13 protein-coding genes and 1 pseudogene are annotated in these 13,836 nt (G+C 61.0%); 7 read left to right on the top strand and 7 right to left on the bottom strand.

What is annotated here, in order from left to right; translation table 11 throughout:
- The first annotated feature begins 163 nt into the window (after positions 1–163).
- Genes bla through ABIZ35_RS09125 form a run of 3 tightly spaced genes read left to right on the top strand, consistent with a single transcriptional unit; the run spans position 164 to position 2,620 of the window.
- Positions 164–1,174 carry a class A beta-lactamase gene (gene bla / locus ABIZ35_RS09135; RefSeq protein ID WP_348219582.1) on the top strand — a complete coding sequence of 337 codons (1,011 nt, stop codon included), beginning with the start codon at positions 164–166 and terminating at the stop codon, positions 1,172–1,174.
- Positions 1,175–1,224: 50 nt separating this feature from the next.
- Positions 1,225–1,545, top strand: a complete 321-nt coding sequence (locus ABIZ35_RS09130) for a hypothetical protein (RefSeq protein WP_348219581.1) — start codon at positions 1,225–1,227, stop codon at positions 1,543–1,545.
- 40 nt (positions 1,546–1,585) lie between these two features.
- A complete protein-coding gene (locus ABIZ35_RS09125) occupies positions 1,586–2,620 on the top strand; it encodes a hypothetical protein (protein ID WP_348219580.1) in 1,035 nt (344 codons plus the stop codon).
- Between the two features lie 11 nt (positions 2,621–2,631).
- On the opposite strand, the gene ABIZ35_RS09120 is transcribed toward ABIZ35_RS09125, so the two are convergent.
- Both ABIZ35_RS09120 and ABIZ35_RS09115 read right to left on the bottom strand, forming a co-directional pair.
- On the bottom strand, positions 2,632–3,546 hold the full coding sequence (locus ABIZ35_RS09120) for a prolyl oligopeptidase family serine peptidase (RefSeq protein ID WP_348219579.1): 915 nt from the start codon (positions 3,544–3,546) through the stop codon (positions 2,632–2,634).
- 60 nt (positions 3,547–3,606) lie between these two features.
- The gene (locus ABIZ35_RS09115) at positions 3,607–4,221 is read right to left on the bottom strand and encodes a hypothetical protein (RefSeq protein ID WP_348219578.1); all 615 of its coding nucleotides are present in this window, start codon (positions 4,219–4,221) and stop codon (positions 3,607–3,609) included.
- A 78-nt stretch (positions 4,222–4,299) separates the two neighbouring features.
- Here ABIZ35_RS09115 and ABIZ35_RS09110 point away from each other — a divergent pair, with 78 nt between their 5' ends.
- Positions 4,300–4,668 (top strand): tRNA-binding protein, encoded by a 369-nt coding sequence (locus ABIZ35_RS09110; protein WP_348219577.1) that lies wholly within the window; start codon positions 4,300–4,302, stop codon positions 4,666–4,668.
- 145 nt (positions 4,669–4,813) lie between these two features.
- Positions 4,814–4,957, top strand: a pseudogene (locus ABIZ35_RS09105) (SDR family oxidoreductase); the annotation flags it as partial.
- Positions 4,958–5,139: 182 nt separating this feature from the next.
- Here ABIZ35_RS09105 and ABIZ35_RS09100 read toward each other — a convergent pair.
- The 4 genes from ABIZ35_RS09100 to ABIZ35_RS09085 all read right to left on the bottom strand — a co-directional run bounded on the left by ABIZ35_RS09100 (position 5,140) and on the right by ABIZ35_RS09085 (position 10,404).
- The gene (locus ABIZ35_RS09100) at positions 5,140–6,096 is read right to left on the bottom strand and encodes an NADPH:quinone reductase (protein ID WP_348219576.1); all 957 of its coding nucleotides are present in this window, start codon (positions 6,094–6,096) and stop codon (positions 5,140–5,142) included.
- The gene (locus ABIZ35_RS09095; RefSeq protein ID WP_348219575.1) at positions 6,093–7,028 is read right to left on the bottom strand and encodes a DNA-formamidopyrimidine glycosylase family protein; all 936 of its coding nucleotides are present in this window, start codon (positions 7,026–7,028) and stop codon (positions 6,093–6,095) included. Before ABIZ35_RS09095 ends, ABIZ35_RS09100 begins: the two co-directional genes overlap by 4 nt.
- Before the next feature lie 116 nt (positions 7,029–7,144).
- A complete protein-coding gene (locus ABIZ35_RS09090; protein WP_348219574.1) occupies positions 7,145–9,727 on the bottom strand; it encodes a family 16 glycosylhydrolase in 2,583 nt (860 codons plus the stop codon).
- Entirely contained in the window at positions 9,724–10,404 is a 681-nt protein-coding gene (locus ABIZ35_RS09085; RefSeq protein ID WP_348219573.1) for a DUF1559 domain-containing protein, read from the bottom strand. Before ABIZ35_RS09085 ends, ABIZ35_RS09090 begins: the two co-directional genes overlap by 4 nt.
- A 264-nt stretch (positions 10,405–10,668) precedes the next feature.
- Here ABIZ35_RS09085 and ABIZ35_RS09080 point away from each other — a divergent pair, with 264 nt between their 5' ends.
- The gene (locus ABIZ35_RS09080) at positions 10,669–11,889 is read left to right on the top strand and encodes an MFS transporter (RefSeq protein WP_348219572.1); all 1,221 of its coding nucleotides are present in this window, start codon (positions 10,669–10,671) and stop codon (positions 11,887–11,889) included.
- A 305-nt stretch (positions 11,890–12,194) separates the two neighbouring features.
- On the opposite strand, the gene ABIZ35_RS09075 is transcribed toward ABIZ35_RS09080, so the two are convergent.
- Complete coding sequence (locus ABIZ35_RS09075) at positions 12,195–12,641, bottom strand: FCD domain-containing protein (RefSeq protein WP_348219571.1); 447 nt, start codon at positions 12,639–12,641, stop codon at positions 12,195–12,197.
- 129 nt (positions 12,642–12,770) lie between these two features.
- On the opposite strand from ABIZ35_RS09075, the gene ABIZ35_RS09070 reads away from it, so the two are divergent.
- Complete coding sequence (locus ABIZ35_RS09070) at positions 12,771–13,718, top strand: aldo/keto reductase (protein ID WP_348219570.1); 948 nt, start codon at positions 12,771–12,773, stop codon at positions 13,716–13,718.
- Positions 13,719–13,836: the final 118 nt, after the last annotated feature.

Raw genomic sequence — 13,836 nt, 5'->3', positions numbered from 1 at the left:
GAGCGGTTCCAAAAGAGCCGCCCATTCGGGAGACGGGATCATATCCATAACCTCTGGCAGGAAGTTTTTGGAATATCGATTCCCGTCTCCTCAAATCTTCAACCCTCCAAAACCGCTAAACTACAGTTGCAAATTAATGCATGAGTAAAGTAATATCACGGCCATGAAATTTCTACGCATTGGCGCGATCTCGCTTCTTCTCCTTGGCAACTTTACTTCCCTTCATGCCCGGCCAGCGACAAAGGCGGTCGCCCCGCATCTCAACACGGCCACGCTTTTCCAGCGTATTTCAGCGCTTGCGGCTCGCGCAAAGCCGGGCGCCCTCGGTGTCGCGGTGATGGATCTGAGCGGCGGGCCGGTGTGGGCGTTCCATGGGGCGCGCCGCTTTCCGATGCAGAGCGTTTTCAAGGCGCCGCTGGCGGCGGCGGTGCTTGCGCGCGTGGACCACGGAACGCTCTCCTTGAACAAGACGGTCGTTCTGCGGCGCGGGGACCTTCACGGCGGGCTCATTGCGGATAAGTTCCAGGGCGACCAGGAGACATTTACCGTACGCGCTCTTCTGAAGGCGGCGGTGATCGACAGCGATAATACGGCGGCCGATGCGCTTCTGCGTGTCATTGGCGGCCCACGGAGCGTCACATCATACTTGCAAGCCCATGGGCTTCGAGAGATACGCGTGGACCGGAGCGAGCAGATGCTGGCGCGGACGATCGCCGGCGTTCCGTCTTCTATCTCCTTGAGCGCCGATGATGATGACGCTGTCCGCGCCGTGCCCGCCGAAACTCGGCGCCGTGCGCTCACCGCCTATCTCCGCGATCCTCGGGACACGGCCACGCCCATTGGCGCCGTTCAATTCCTCGTCGCACTGAAGCGCGGCAAACTGCTGTCGCCCAAATCCACGGCGATGCTGCTTCAGGATATGGAAGACGTTCGGACCGGCCTCAAACGCCTCAAAGCCGGCCTGCCCGCCGGGGCGCGGCTGGCGCACAAGACGGGCACGTCGGGGATTTTTGAAGGTCTCAGCGCCGCGACCAACGATATCGGCCTCATCACATTGCCCAATGGACAGACGCTCGCCGTGGCCGTTTTTCTCATGGCGTCGCCAGCGCCCGAAGCCCAGCGCGAAGCCGTCCTCGCCGATGTTGCCCGCGCGGCGGTCGCCGCCGCAAGATAGTAATCTCACCCGACGAGCAACTTTTTCCTACGGTCTGTGTCACATTGGGCATGCAGCCTAATTATTTGCCGATGGAAACCGGCGTCTATGACGCCGAGGACGAGTGGATCGCTTGCCCGGAGTGCCGTTCGGTCATGTATCGCCTCGCCACTTATGAGCTGCCGGACAGCAGCGAGTTTCCCGCTGTGGAAATGGATTTTTGGGAACTGATCGTGTGGGGATGGGCGATGATGATCGGCAAGTTTATCGCCGGGCTGATCACTTACAAGGGCCGCAATGCAAAGCTTGCACAGCTCAAGCGCAATGTGCTGCCGCGCTACCCCCACAGCTTCGTCTGCCCCCGCTGCCTCACCGTCGCCCGGCGAGTATAGATGCGGCAAAGCCTGAGGTATTCTTTCCTGGAGAACGGAAATGAAGGGGCGTGCTTTGACGACTTACCAAAAGCAGAAAACTTTTCAGGGGACGCCATACTGCGCGGGGCTGCCGTTTGTGAGCGCCCGCGCCATGCTGCCCGAGGAGCGCGCTCAACTGACCCGGTGGGCCTGGAGGCTCATCGCGCAGGGCATGGGCGCTTTCGCGGCGTCCGTCGCAGGCCCAGTGCTGATGATAAGATATGTGGTCCCCCTAATCACCAACAGCGCCATCGCATTGTATTTTGCCATCACAATGGCCCTCGCGCTGCTTTTCTTTCCGCTGTTGACGCTGCTCTCCAATTTTAGCTGGCTGCGGCGCGGGATCGACCTCTTCCGTGATTTGCGTCAAGGAAGTATTCTGGAGTGCGCCGGGGTGCTTGTTCCGCAGTTTCCAGCCGTCCGTCGGGAAGAAGCCAAGAAGACTCCCGTCGCGGTGGAAGCCGCGATGTTTGAACTTGCCAATGCGCGAACGGTCGATGTGACTCAGCGCATGCTGCTGGGACGGGAGTTCTTGATTCCCGATGCTGCGCAGACGCAAACGCTCAGCGTGCTTCCCCTCAGCCGCCGCGTGTGGCGCGCCAACGGCGCGGCTCTGGCGCCCTGGATCGTCGCGGAATGGAGAGAAGCTCCGAAGCCATCCGAGATCGGAGAAGAGCAGGCGCTCATTTCGAGGCTTTCGGAGAGCCAGGCGCGGCGCAGTCTGCTGCCGGGCGAGCGTGACGAACTGCGTCATGCGGCGTGGGGGAATTGGTTCTGGCTGGCGCTGCTATTGGTGATTGCTGTCGGCCTCACGATTGCCGGTGTGCTCGTCAAACCCAACGGCCCCTGGTGGCTTGATGTGCATTACTATTTCGCGGCCATCGCCGCAGGCGGCGGCGCCATTAAGCGATGGAAAGAATCGGCAAAGATGCGCGAGGATGCGGAGACGGGCGAAGTCGTGACCTCGGCCGACGGGCGCGACGAACTGCTCCCAATCTCCAGGCGTCTTTGGATGCGGGATAATCGACCGGCGGAGTGGCGCAAACGCCGCTAGATGGCGCTTCCTTATTGCGGCGGAGGCGTGGGGGCGAGCTTCTTCAGCCATGCGATCGCCTGGGGGATACCGTCATTGATCATCGAGTCGGTGTGGCCGCCTTTGCGGACGCGGGCGAAGGTGACGCGCTTGTTGGTCTTGCGGACAGCGGCGACAAAGGCGGCGTTGTCGGCGGTAGGCACATTCGTGTCGTCGTCGGCGTGGAAGATAAAGAGCGGGCAGCGCAGTTTGGAGGCGTTGGTGATGGGGGAAGTCTTCCGAAAGAACGTGGCGATATCGGGGACAAGCGGGCGTATCGTGGGGATCGCTTTGGCGGAGCGCTTGTAGACATCGCAGGCGGGAGCGTAGACGACGCAGGCTTTGATTCGCGGATCGCTTTCCGCCGCCAACAGGGCGAGCGCGCCGGCGGAGCTGTGGCCGGCGACATAGATCTTTTTGGGATCGATTTGCGGGATGTTCTTGCGAATGTAATCAATCGCCGCGAAAGTATCGCTGACGCCAGCGTGCGCCTTGCGAAAGGCGTCCAATCCCGCCAGGACGTCCTCATTTGACGGGTTGTCCACCACGGGACCGTCGATCGAATACGCCACCACGGCAAATCCGGCGCGCACATACGGCAGTTGCTCGGCGCGATCCTCGTCGCTCAAATCCATGCCGTAGATCATCGGCGTCCCGGCGGGAGCGATTACGACGCAGGGCAGGTTATCTTCGGCGCCCGCCGGCATGTAAACCCAGAGCGTCACTTCCGAGCCTACCGACGTGGTCTGCGTCGTCTCATAAAACTGAACTCCCGGCTCCAGCTCCTTCGCGGAATCGCTGTCCTGCGCGTGGGCGGATAAAGCGAGCGAAATCAGCAGTCCAAGACAAACAATCAGCGCGGCGGCCCAGCGCAGCAAGCTGCGGCCGACGGATAAACGAACTTTCATACACATATTGTACCGCAGGAATCCGGCGCGCTTACGTTCAGCGTCTGCAAGTATTTCCCTTTACTCTGGAGACAGCGGCGGCGGAGGCCAGACTGCCGGATCGGGCTCAGGGGCTTCTATCTTGTAGACCTTACCGACGGCGCCCTGCTCGCACAGCCAAAGCAGCATGGTTTCGGACTCCAGCATAGCGCCCCGTACTTGCAAACTGGCGAATACATAACCCAGCCCGGTCACCAACCAAGTCCCGATGCTCGCATATCCCGTCACGACCAATATGGGTTTCCCCGTAATCAGGGCGGCGGGAAAGCCGGCGAAGGTCGTCACGAACGGCAAGCAGCCGTTGATCAGATTGAAGTTCGGGCTTGCCGTCCAAGCGCCAAGAAGCGCGGTGACAACTCCCACCACAAGCAGCCCCTGCCCAGTGACAAAGGCTGCGATAGCAAACGCCACAGCAACCCAAACGCCGGAAGAGAGAGCCACGAGCACCAAGATTCGCTCCAGCCAGGATGACAGGGTCAGGAAAACACGAAAATGGAACTGCGTCCAAACGGCGGTGCGTTCGTCACGAACCGCCGCCGCAAATTCCTCGAAAGTGGCGAACGGAAAGTCCGGAATATCCGCAACCGATTGCAGCGTCTTTGGAAGTAAGATCGGTTTGTTCCGTTCTTGATACACGCAGGCGTCCTTTTCATTCAAGCAAATCGACTTTCACAGGCGATAAGATCATCATAACACAGAGAGTGAGAATTGCATATGACTGAGAACGAAGCGACGGACACGATATCGCAGGACACCTCGCCGCTGGACGCCTTCGGCGTGCTGGACATGCGCGTGGGGCGCATCACCAAAGCCGAGCCGAATGTCAAAGCCGTAAAGCCGGCGTACAAATTGTGGATCGACTTCGGACCATTGGGCGTCAAGACTTCCAGCGCACAACTCGTGGCTTTGTACAAACCGGAGGATTTGGAGGGACGGCTGATTGTCGCCGCCGTCAATCTGGGCGACCGGCGCATCGCCGGGTTCAAATCCGAAGTGCTTGTGCTGGGCGCGCCGGACGAAGAAGGCCGCGTCGTGCTGCTGGCCGTGGACCGCGAGGTTCCGCTAGGCGGACGGATCTTCTAAGAGGGCCGCTGAGGACGAACGGCCCCTGCCTGTGGGGCTGGACTTATCACGCAATATAATCGTTTGCAAGAGTATGGCGGGGTAGACATGAACGCAACTCATCTGGCGCACGACGGCTTTGCGGTGAAGCGGTTTCGACAGAATAGTGCAGAAGACGCCAAGCGCGCGGCACATGCTGTCGCTGCATGTCGGCGCGCCGGAAGAAATCGCCGAAGCCACCGTATGGCTTTGCTCGGACAAGGCGTCGTTTATCACCGGGCAGGCGATTTTGGTGGACGGTGGGGGTTACGCTGAGCAAGATTTGAGAGGCGCCCCCGCTGGACAGGGTTCACAGGGTAGGTTTTTCGGAAACGCCAGTTCACACGTTCCCCAGGCCCGAGTTTTATACTCGGGTGCTTGTATGGGCAACGACGGCGTGAAAGCCTACCCTTATGAGCCGCTACAGGGTGGCGCAGTCCTTGGAGTCCGCTTCTACGGAACCAGCACGATCTTTCCGTGCGCGCCGTCCTGCATGATTTCCTCATGCGCGCGGGCCGCCTGAGCGAGTGGGATTTCCTGGCCGACAATGGGCGTCAGCGTCCCATTCTTCAATCCCTCACCGATCTCGGCGTGCATGCGGCGCAAGTCGTCGGTCGTGGCGTTCATCAGGGTCATGCCCCGGATATCGATGTCCTTGCCCATGGCGCCACGTGGATTGATCTCGACCGAGCCGCGATTGCCGACGACCACGACGCGGCCATACTTCGCCAGCAGGTCCAGATCTTTGGGAAGATTGACGTTCGCCAGCATTTCCAGAATCAGCTCGACACCATTGCCTTCAGCCGCCGCTTTGATCTTCTCCAGGTAATCTGGATCCTTGTGATTGAAGGCCTGATGCGCACCCTGCTCTCGGACGAGCGTCAGGCCCTTGTCCGTTCCGGCTGTGCCGAATACGGTGAGACCTGCGGCGCGGGCGAACTGTACGGCCGCCGTGCCGACGCCGCCGCTGGCGCCGTGGATCAGGACCGTTTCCCCCGCCTGCGCCTTGCCCCGGTGGAACAGCGCCCGATGCGCCGTGCCGTAGGGAACGCCGAGTGCGGCGCCCTGAGCAAAGGTAAGGCTCTCGGGCAATGGAAATGTTTTGGCTTGATCGGACAGAACAAGCTCGGCGTAAGTTCCGGGCGCGCCGATCACATAGACACGCTGGCCGGGCGCGAAGTCCGTGACGCCGTCGCCGACCGCCTCCACGATCCCGGCGGCGTCCACGCCGAGGATGTTGGGGAGCGGGACAGGGCCGTAGTTGCCGGCTCGAATATAGGTTTCAAACGGATTGACGCCGATGGCGTGCGTGCGGATCAAGACCTGTCCCGGACCCGGCGTCGGATCGGGAACGTCTTCGTATTTCAGAACTTCGGGGCCGCCGTAATCGTAAAATCGAATGGCTTTCATGGTTCGTGTGTCTCCTCGATACTTTCCTCAATGGCGCTTGACGAGCTTACGTTCCCGGCGAAAGACGCGACGTTTTGGCATTGCGGGCAGTAATAGGTCGATCGTCCGTCCAATCCCTGGCGACGCATCTGGATCTTGGTCCCACACTGGCGGCACGACTCGCCGCTGCGGCCGTAGACCCAGAGGCGCTGGCTCGTGTCGAGGCTGAAGTTCGTAATGCGGGCTCCGTTCGTCTCATTGGCCCGCATGAGTTTATGGCTCAGCGCAATCACGGAATCCAATTGTTCATCCGAAAGCTCTTTGAGCGGGATAAATGGGGAGAGGCGCTGCAAAAACATCACCTCGGACTTGTAAACGTTCCCGACGCCCGCCATGAGGCGCTGGTTCATCAGCGCGACGCCCAGGGGGACGTCAGGGTGGCGGCGCAGACGCAGCCGCGCTTCGGCAGGATCGAACGCCTCCGTCATGGCGTCCGGCCCCAGCGCCGCTAATTGCGGATGCCGCGCCGTTTCGCGCCCCGTCAGCATCTCCACCACCGGCGCGCTGAAGCAGGGCGCGACAAAGTCTTCCGTCCGCACCACGACCTTCGCATAATGCGCTGGCTTGCGCCACGCCTCGCTAGGTCGGTAAATATGCCACGAGCCGGTCATTCGCAGATGCGTGTGCAACACCATATCGCTTCGGATCAGATCAAGTTTTAGGGCTTCGGGCGTTGGGATCAATTCGGCGGCCGTGTCCTGAGGATCACGAAAGACGATCAGCAGATGCTTACCGCGCGCTTCAACAGCGTGGATCGTGCGTCCAGCAATGGAATGGCGCGACGCGGCGCCCGCGACAAGATCGACGGAGCTGTCGAACTGGGTCACGGTTTTATTCAGCAAAGCGCGGCGCAGCACGGTGGCGGCGCGAAACAGTGTGTCGCCTTCAGGCATGTGAATACGATGCCCTGACTGTGGGGGAATGAAACATGAACTCTCGACTGCAAACCCGAGGCGCGCGGCCGGTGACGGCAAAGGCATCCTCCACGATGGCCAACGCCCTGGGAGGCTCAATGGAGAGGAATGTTGTCCGTCGTGTCATCCTCATGAATGCGCCGGCGGCGTTCGGCGAGTTCGCCGAGGCTCCAGCTTGTCGGAAGCGCCGACCGCGCCAGCAGGTCGCGGGACGCCTCGGCGTCCGCAGTCGCGACACGCGCCTCGACCGCCAGATAGACCACGCATAAGATAATGGCGGCGCTGTAAAGCAGCCAGAAGACGTTCACACCGCCCAGCGCGACGCGCTCAGGATTGGCGAGCGCTGCGATCAGCGCGGCGGCGCTGAGGGCGAGTCCCCAGAAATGCGGCGCCAAGCTGCGTCGCGAGTGTCCCGCCCTTCGCTCCTTGGCCGTGACGACAAACCGGCCCGGACGCCGCATCAGTACCGAGGCGAAGGCGGCGGCAAGGATCGGCGCCGACGCAAAGGCCAGGATCGCTCCGCGCCACCGCCACTTGCGGCCACAGGCGTACCAGTGGGCCAGCTGCGTCGCCACCCAAAAGGGCGCGAAGTGGCGCAGGAACTCCAGCAGGCTGACGGAAGTGATCGCCGACACGCCCAGCAGGAGGGAGAAGATCGGACAAAGGAAGAACACGATCTGGCCCAGGCCGCACAAATAGTGCGTGCCGGACAGCGCGTACTGCGCGCGCTGCGGCGCCGTCAAACCGCCGGCCGCAGGCAGGAGGATGCGGCGCCACTCGCGACGCATAACGTCGAGCGTCCCCGCCGCCCAGCGCCGCTGCTGGCTGAAGTAGGCGGCCAGATCCTCCGGGCCAAGACCCTCGGCAAGAACTTCCGAAAGATAGATCGAACGCCATCGGGAGTGCAGCAGGATCGAGGCGGCAAAGTCCTCGGTCAGCGACTCTTGCGGCAGTCCGCCAATTTCATCGAGCGCCGCCGCGCGGATCACGACATTGGTGCCGCAGATGAATGCGCTGTTGAGGCGGGACTTGCCGGGACAGATCGTCTCAAAAAAGACCCTCTGCTGATCGTGCGCCCAGCGGGCCACGGAGTTTCCGAGGTTTCGATAATACTGCCCCGTCTGCACCCAGCCGATCTCCAGATCCGCGAACGGAGGGATCGTCCGCAGAAGAAACTCCGGCCTCGCCGCCATGTCGGCGTCGAAGATGACGATCAGCGACTCCCCAGTCGCGCCGAGGCTCTGGCGCGCATGCTCAAGGTTCCCCGCCTTGGCGCCGCCGCCTTCTTGACGCGTCACACAGAGAATGCCCAGTTTATCGGCAAGGCCCTCCATATCGCGCCACTCGGGATTCCCCGCGACATATCCATCGTTGCAGAGCGCGATTGTGACTTCGGTCTCGGGATACTCCCGAAGGTAGAAGTCGCGCGCCGCCAGCGCGCCACGGGCCGTGGGCTCCACGACGGCGCGTCCCTCGGCAACAGTCGGGATCAAGATAAAGATCGGCCTTCCTGTGGGAACGACGCCGGTGGCGAGCGGCGGCTCGGGGCGCGGCCAGACCGTATATTGGAACCCCAGGATCTGAGCGGCCCCAAACAGCTCGGCGACGAATAGTGGCAGCCCGATCCACCAGAATTCCCAGCTGATGTACGGAATGCGCCATAGGAAATACCATGGCGTCGCCATGGCGACAATGGCGGCGAGCGCCACCGTCACCCGCGGATGGCCGGCGCGCACGGACGCGACAACGATCCACAGGGCCAGTAACGCGGCGACGGACAGAGTATCCCAGCCGCTCCACGGCGGCGCGGAGGGCGCTCCTTCAACCGGCGCGGAGGGCGCTCCTTCAACCGGCGCAGGGGCCGGAGGAGCAGGCGGAACGTAAGTCACGCCGAGTACGGGGGCTGGCTGGTCCGCTCGTCGATAAACATGGATGTAATCCACATCAAACGTGCGTGGCCAGCCGTCTGGGGCGGGTTCGCCGGCGAAGCTGCCGCCAATCGCCGTGTTGACACGCAGGTACATCGGGATGGAGGCGACGCCGGTGTACATCTTCGCCTTGACCTTGCCATCAATCGACCAGCGGATGACGCCCGGCTGCCAGACGATCTCAAAGGTATGCCACTTTGTCCAATCCATCGCGAGGTCCGCACAGTTTGCATTCTCCTGCTGATGACCGCCGCCATCGCGCCAGTGATTGGTAATATAGATCGTCTGGGGCTCGATCCCGATATGCTCCGTGATATCGATCTCCGGCGGCCACTCCCCCGAAGCCGGCAATAAATAAACAGCGGACCACATTCCAGGCAGGTTCGAATAGCGACAACGGACCACGATACGACCGTAAGCCTGAGCAAACTTGTTGAGAGTTGTAATTTCGCCGGACGTAAAGCCATAGCCCTCCATGGATTTGCGCTCGCTTCGGATACTCAGAGCACCCTTCCTCAGCAGGACATCCTCCGGCAGAAAGTACTGGAGTGGATGCTCGTTGATATCCATCGGGCCATGGCTGGCCGTCCATTTCGTCGTGTCCAGGACATTATCATCGAACTCATCATCGAAGGTCATGATCCACTGCGGCGCGGACGTCTGGTGAGGACGAGCCTCGGCCCTCGCTGGACACAACGCGGCCAAGAGGAAGGAAAGCAGCAGGAATAACGCAGGGCGAAACGTCTTCATGGACAAGCCGCATCTCCCGGGGTTCCGGTCTGCACGCCGCGCGCATGGATCGTGGAGACCGGGAACCAGTGGATGTGGGCGTCCAGAAATGTGACGCAGGCGCCGCCCTGGTGACGCCCAGCGAAGGTATCGTCGTAGGCGAGGTTCATGTAGGCGTCGTTTGTCGTGGCGGCGGTGATCGTCGTCTCCTCACTGAAGAGCATGATCGATGAGGGAGCATCGAAGGCCGCCAGCGCCCGGCCCGGCCGAAATCCGTTCACGACATCCGGGGCAACCACGCAGGAGTTGATCGCATACGAATTGCCGGGGCTCTTCCGGATGGCGTCGCTGGGGCAGAGAAAGACATCGGAGCTGTGAAGATATGGGTAGAGACTGCCAAGCCTTGGGTCCATCTTAGACACCGCCGCCGGGGTCACGGCGAAGGAAGTGTAGAACATCCAGCCGCCCGTCACATCGACGCCGGCGGCCCCGTCGGCGGCGCCGGGAAGCACTTCGTCATTGTCCTGGATGTACTGGAGCGTCGCCAGAGCGATCTGCCGCTGATTGGAAGAGCAGGTCGTCTGACGCGCCTTCTCCCGCACTTTCGCGAATACGGGAAATAAGAGCGCAGCGATAATCGAGATGATGGCGATGACAACGAGCAGTTCGATCAATGTGAATCCGCGCAAGCGAGGCATGTGGATCTCCTTCGTCACCCATGGCGAAGCGACATTTGCAGGACCAGCACAAGTGTCGCTCACCATATTGGACAACGTTCCTGCCTATAACGTTGCATAAATTATTTTGTTTCGTCTTCCACGCCAGAGACAACACCTTCAAACCAGGGCGCGGGAGAGGGCGGGCGGCGCCAACTCGCCGCCGGGTATAATCCCGTCATCGATCTCAATGGCGACGGCGCACGACATTCTCGCCGCCGATCTCCGAGGTCCAGGAGTTTTCTTATGAGCGACGACGCTCGCGCCCTGCGCCGCGACTGGAACCTGTTCACCGCGCTGACGTTTTTGTTTTCCTTCGGGTTCGCCGTTTACATGGGCGTCTTCCAGAACTTTCTGCGCGATGAGCTGCACGCCGGCCCGTTCCAGCTCGGAAGCCTGGAATCGATGCGTGAGATCCCCGGGTTTCTCACGGCGATCATGGCCGGAACTCTGATTGCCCTGGCCGAATCGCGCGTCGCCGGTCTCGGCCTGTTAATCACGGGGATCGGGATCGGGGCGACCGGGCACATGCACAGCTTCGCGCCGCTAGTCGCGATCACGGTGTTCTGGTCGATCGGCTTCCACCTGTACGCTTCGATGTCCTCGGCGATCACTCTCACGCTCGCCAAGGGTCAGGAGGGCGGACGCCATCTCGGACGCATGGCGGCGGTCGGCTCGGTCGCGACGCTGGCGGGCCTGGGGATCGCCTGGCTGATCAAGCAATTCTTTGACGCCGTCCCCTACAACACGTTCTTCTATCTGGCGGGCGCGTCCATCTTCGCCGGCGGCGTCCTCTGCATGATGCTTGGCAGCCACTCCGCCTCCGAAGGAACGCGCGCCCGTCTGATTCTGCGCCGCGAGTACGGTCTGTTCTATCTGCTGACCTTCCTGGAAGGCTGCCGCCGCCAGATCTTCTCGATCTTCGCCTCATTCGCGCTGATCCTGGTCTACCAAGTGCCGCTCCAGCACATGCTGGCGCTCCAGCTGATCAACGCGATCTTAATCGCCGCGACGGCGCCCTACATCGGTAAGTTAGTAGACCGCAAGGGCGAGCGCGGGCCGCTCACATTCTACAGCATCGGCCTGATCCTGGTCTTCCTCGGCTACGCCACGCTCCGAACCGTCGGCGCCCTTTACGCCCTGTTCCTACTGGACAATATCCTGTTCACCTTCGGCGTCGGCTTCACGACCTATCTCAATCGCATCGTCCGCAAAGGCGAGCTGACCCCTTGCATCGCGATGGGCCTGACCATGAACCACGTCGCCGCCGTCACCGTCCCCATCGGCGGCGCATGGCTGTGGCAGCACTTCCACAACTACCAGCTCCCCTTCTGGATCGGCGTCGCCATCGCCGCCGTCTCGCTTATCGCCATGCACTGGCTGCCGACCGGACCACCGCCGGCTAAGCATGTGAGCGATGCGGAAGTGGAGATGGAGGCGGTGGAGGAGAAGCTGGGGCGGGTTTAGAGTGGATTATGAGAGCATAATTAGATAGTGATTCGTGAGCGTAGACAATTAATAGGCCGGCGGTTGAAACCGCGCCTACAAGATCGCGGAAGTCCGCCTGCGCGGACTACATATTCACACCGTGAGCGTCTAGCAAAAAGCCCTGTTTAGGCGCTACCGTTTAGGATTATGTAGTCCCCACAGGACAGGGGGACTTCTGCGATCTCGGAGGCGCGGTTTCAACCGCCGGCCTCTTCCGTGCTCATTGCGTCATGAAATTGGCAAAACTCATCAACCGCCAGGTCCTATTTTGAATGGCGTTGCGCTTATCCCTCCCACAACTGTTCCTCCAGCGTCGTCAAAAACTGCTCCGCGACGGACGCCGCACGCGCTTCGTCGCGGTCTCGGATTGCCTCCCAGAGATGCTGGTGAATATCGCAGTGGGTTGCGAGCGGATACTTCTCCATATTCGCAACGACTAAACTGCGCAGGGGCGATTCGAAGTTTTCATAGAGGGACAGGAGGGTGGCGTTGTGCGCGGCGGAGGCGACGCCGAGGTGGAAGGCGATGTCGGCTTCCAGGAAGCGCCAGCTTTCGTCTTCGTCGGCGGCTTGGCGCTGCTGGGCTAGAAGCGCCTCCAGTCCTGCGAGTTCTTCGTCCGTGCGGCGCAGCGCCGCCAGACGTACGATTTCCAGCTCCAGACCTCGCCGGATTTCTAAAAGCTCGCGTAATGGCGCATTCGAAACACACGTCGTGATGTTGACAGTCTCCATATGGGTATATACCGTGTCTGACCACAAGACTCCAGTAAAATTACTGGGAACAATCTACGACGCAATTGAGTTCGGAAAATGGGGCGCGCTCAGCGTCAGAGCGGCATCAAATCATATCAAGAGGGAACCATGGCAAATCGCACACTGGGAAATTCAGGGATCGAAGTCGCGCCGCTGGCCTTCGGCGGCAATGTCTTCGGATGGACAGCCGATGAGGCTCGCTCCTTCGAACTGCTCGACGGCTTTACGGCGGCGGGATTCAATCTGATCGATACGGCGGACGTCTACACGATCTGGGTCCCCGGCAACAAGGGCGGCGACTCCGAGACGATCATCGGCAAGTGGCTGAAAAGCCGGGGCAATCGCGACAAGGTTGTGATCGCGACCAAAGTCGGGATGGAAATGGCGCCGGATAAGAAGGGCCTGAAGAAGGACTATATTTTCCGAGCGGTCGAAGATTCACTCGCGCGCCTGCAAACGGATTATATCGATCTCTACCAATCGCATCGAGACGACCCAGAAACGCCGCAGGAAGAAACGCTGTCCGCGTTCGCCGAACTGGTAAAACAGGGTAAGGTGCGCGCCATCGGCGCGTCGAACTTCTCGGCGGCGCGTCTGATGGAGGCGCTGGAGATCAGCGAAAAGAACGGCTTCCCGCGCTATGAGACGCTTCAGCCGGAATACAACCTTTACGCCCGCGCGGAGTTCGAAGCAGAACTAGAGCCGCTGGTCCTTAAGCACAACATCGGCGTGATCAACTACTTCGCGCTCGCCAGCGGCTTCCTGACGGGCAAGTATCGATCTGAGGAAGATCTGTCCAAGAGCCCACGCGGCCAGGGCAACAAGAAATATCTGAACGAGCGCGGCTTCGCCATTTTAAAAGCGCTGGACGATGTGTCCGCCAAGCACGCCTCCACCCCCGCCCGCGTCGCCATCGCATGGCTCATCGCCCGGCCCAGCGTCACGGCGCCGATTGCGAGCGCGACAAATCTGGATCAGCTCAATGATCTTGTGGAGTCTACGAAATTGACGCTGGACACGGCGGATATCGCGCGACTGGATGCGGCGAGCGGGTAGGATTTTGCCCTCACACAATTGCTCATACGTAACTCACCCCGGTGCTTCTGTCCTTCGTGACCTACCCCCGGCCTTCGGCCGAAGGCCGGGGGGAGGTCATATGTGAGAGGGGATGGCC

This window comes from Capsulimonas sp., from assembly GCF_039929585.1.
Classification (GTDB): Bacteria; Armatimonadota; Armatimonadia; order Armatimonadales; family Capsulimonadaceae; genus Capsulimonas.
Note: the sequence above shows the minus strand (reverse complement) of the source record. Positions and strands in the feature narration are given on the sequence as shown.

Bases quoted from the DNA above. Each gene is read 5' to 3' on its own strand.
- bla (WP_348219582.1), top strand. From the start codon at position 164: ATGAAATTTCTACGCATTGGCGCGATCTCGCTTCTTCTCCTTGGCAAC.
- ABIZ35_RS09130 (WP_348219581.1), top strand. From the start codon at position 1,225: ATGCAGCCTAATTATTTGCCGATGGAAACCGGCGTCTATGACGCCGAG.
- ABIZ35_RS09125 (WP_348219580.1), top strand. From the start codon at position 1,586: ATGAAGGGGCGTGCTTTGACGACTTACCAAAAGCAGAAAACTTTTCAG.
- ABIZ35_RS09120 (WP_348219579.1), bottom strand. From the start codon at position 3,546: ATGAAAGTTCGTTTATCCGTCGGCCGCAGCTTGCTGCGCTGGGCCGCC.
- ABIZ35_RS09110 (WP_348219577.1), top strand. From the start codon at position 4,300: ATGACTGAGAACGAAGCGACGGACACGATATCGCAGGACACCTCGCCG.
- ABIZ35_RS09100 (WP_348219576.1), bottom strand. From the start codon at position 6,096: ATGAAAGCCATTCGATTTTACGATTACGGCGGCCCCGAAGTTCTGAAA.
- ABIZ35_RS09095 (WP_348219575.1), bottom strand. From the start codon at position 7,028: ATGCCTGAAGGCGACACACTGTTTCGCGCCGCCACCGTGCTGCGCCGC.
- ABIZ35_RS09090 (WP_348219574.1), bottom strand. From the start codon at position 9,727: ATGAAGACGTTTCGCCCTGCGTTATTCCTGCTGCTTTCCTTCCTCTTG.
- ABIZ35_RS09085 (WP_348219573.1), bottom strand. From the start codon at position 10,404: ATGCCTCGCTTGCGCGGATTCACATTGATCGAACTGCTCGTTGTCATC.
- ABIZ35_RS09080 (WP_348219572.1), top strand. From the start codon at position 10,669: ATGAGCGACGACGCTCGCGCCCTGCGCCGCGACTGGAACCTGTTCACC.
- ABIZ35_RS09075 (WP_348219571.1), bottom strand. From the start codon at position 12,641: ATGGAGACTGTCAACATCACGACGTGTGTTTCGAATGCGCCATTACGC.
- ABIZ35_RS09070 (WP_348219570.1), top strand. From the start codon at position 12,771: ATGGCAAATCGCACACTGGGAAATTCAGGGATCGAAGTCGCGCCGCTG.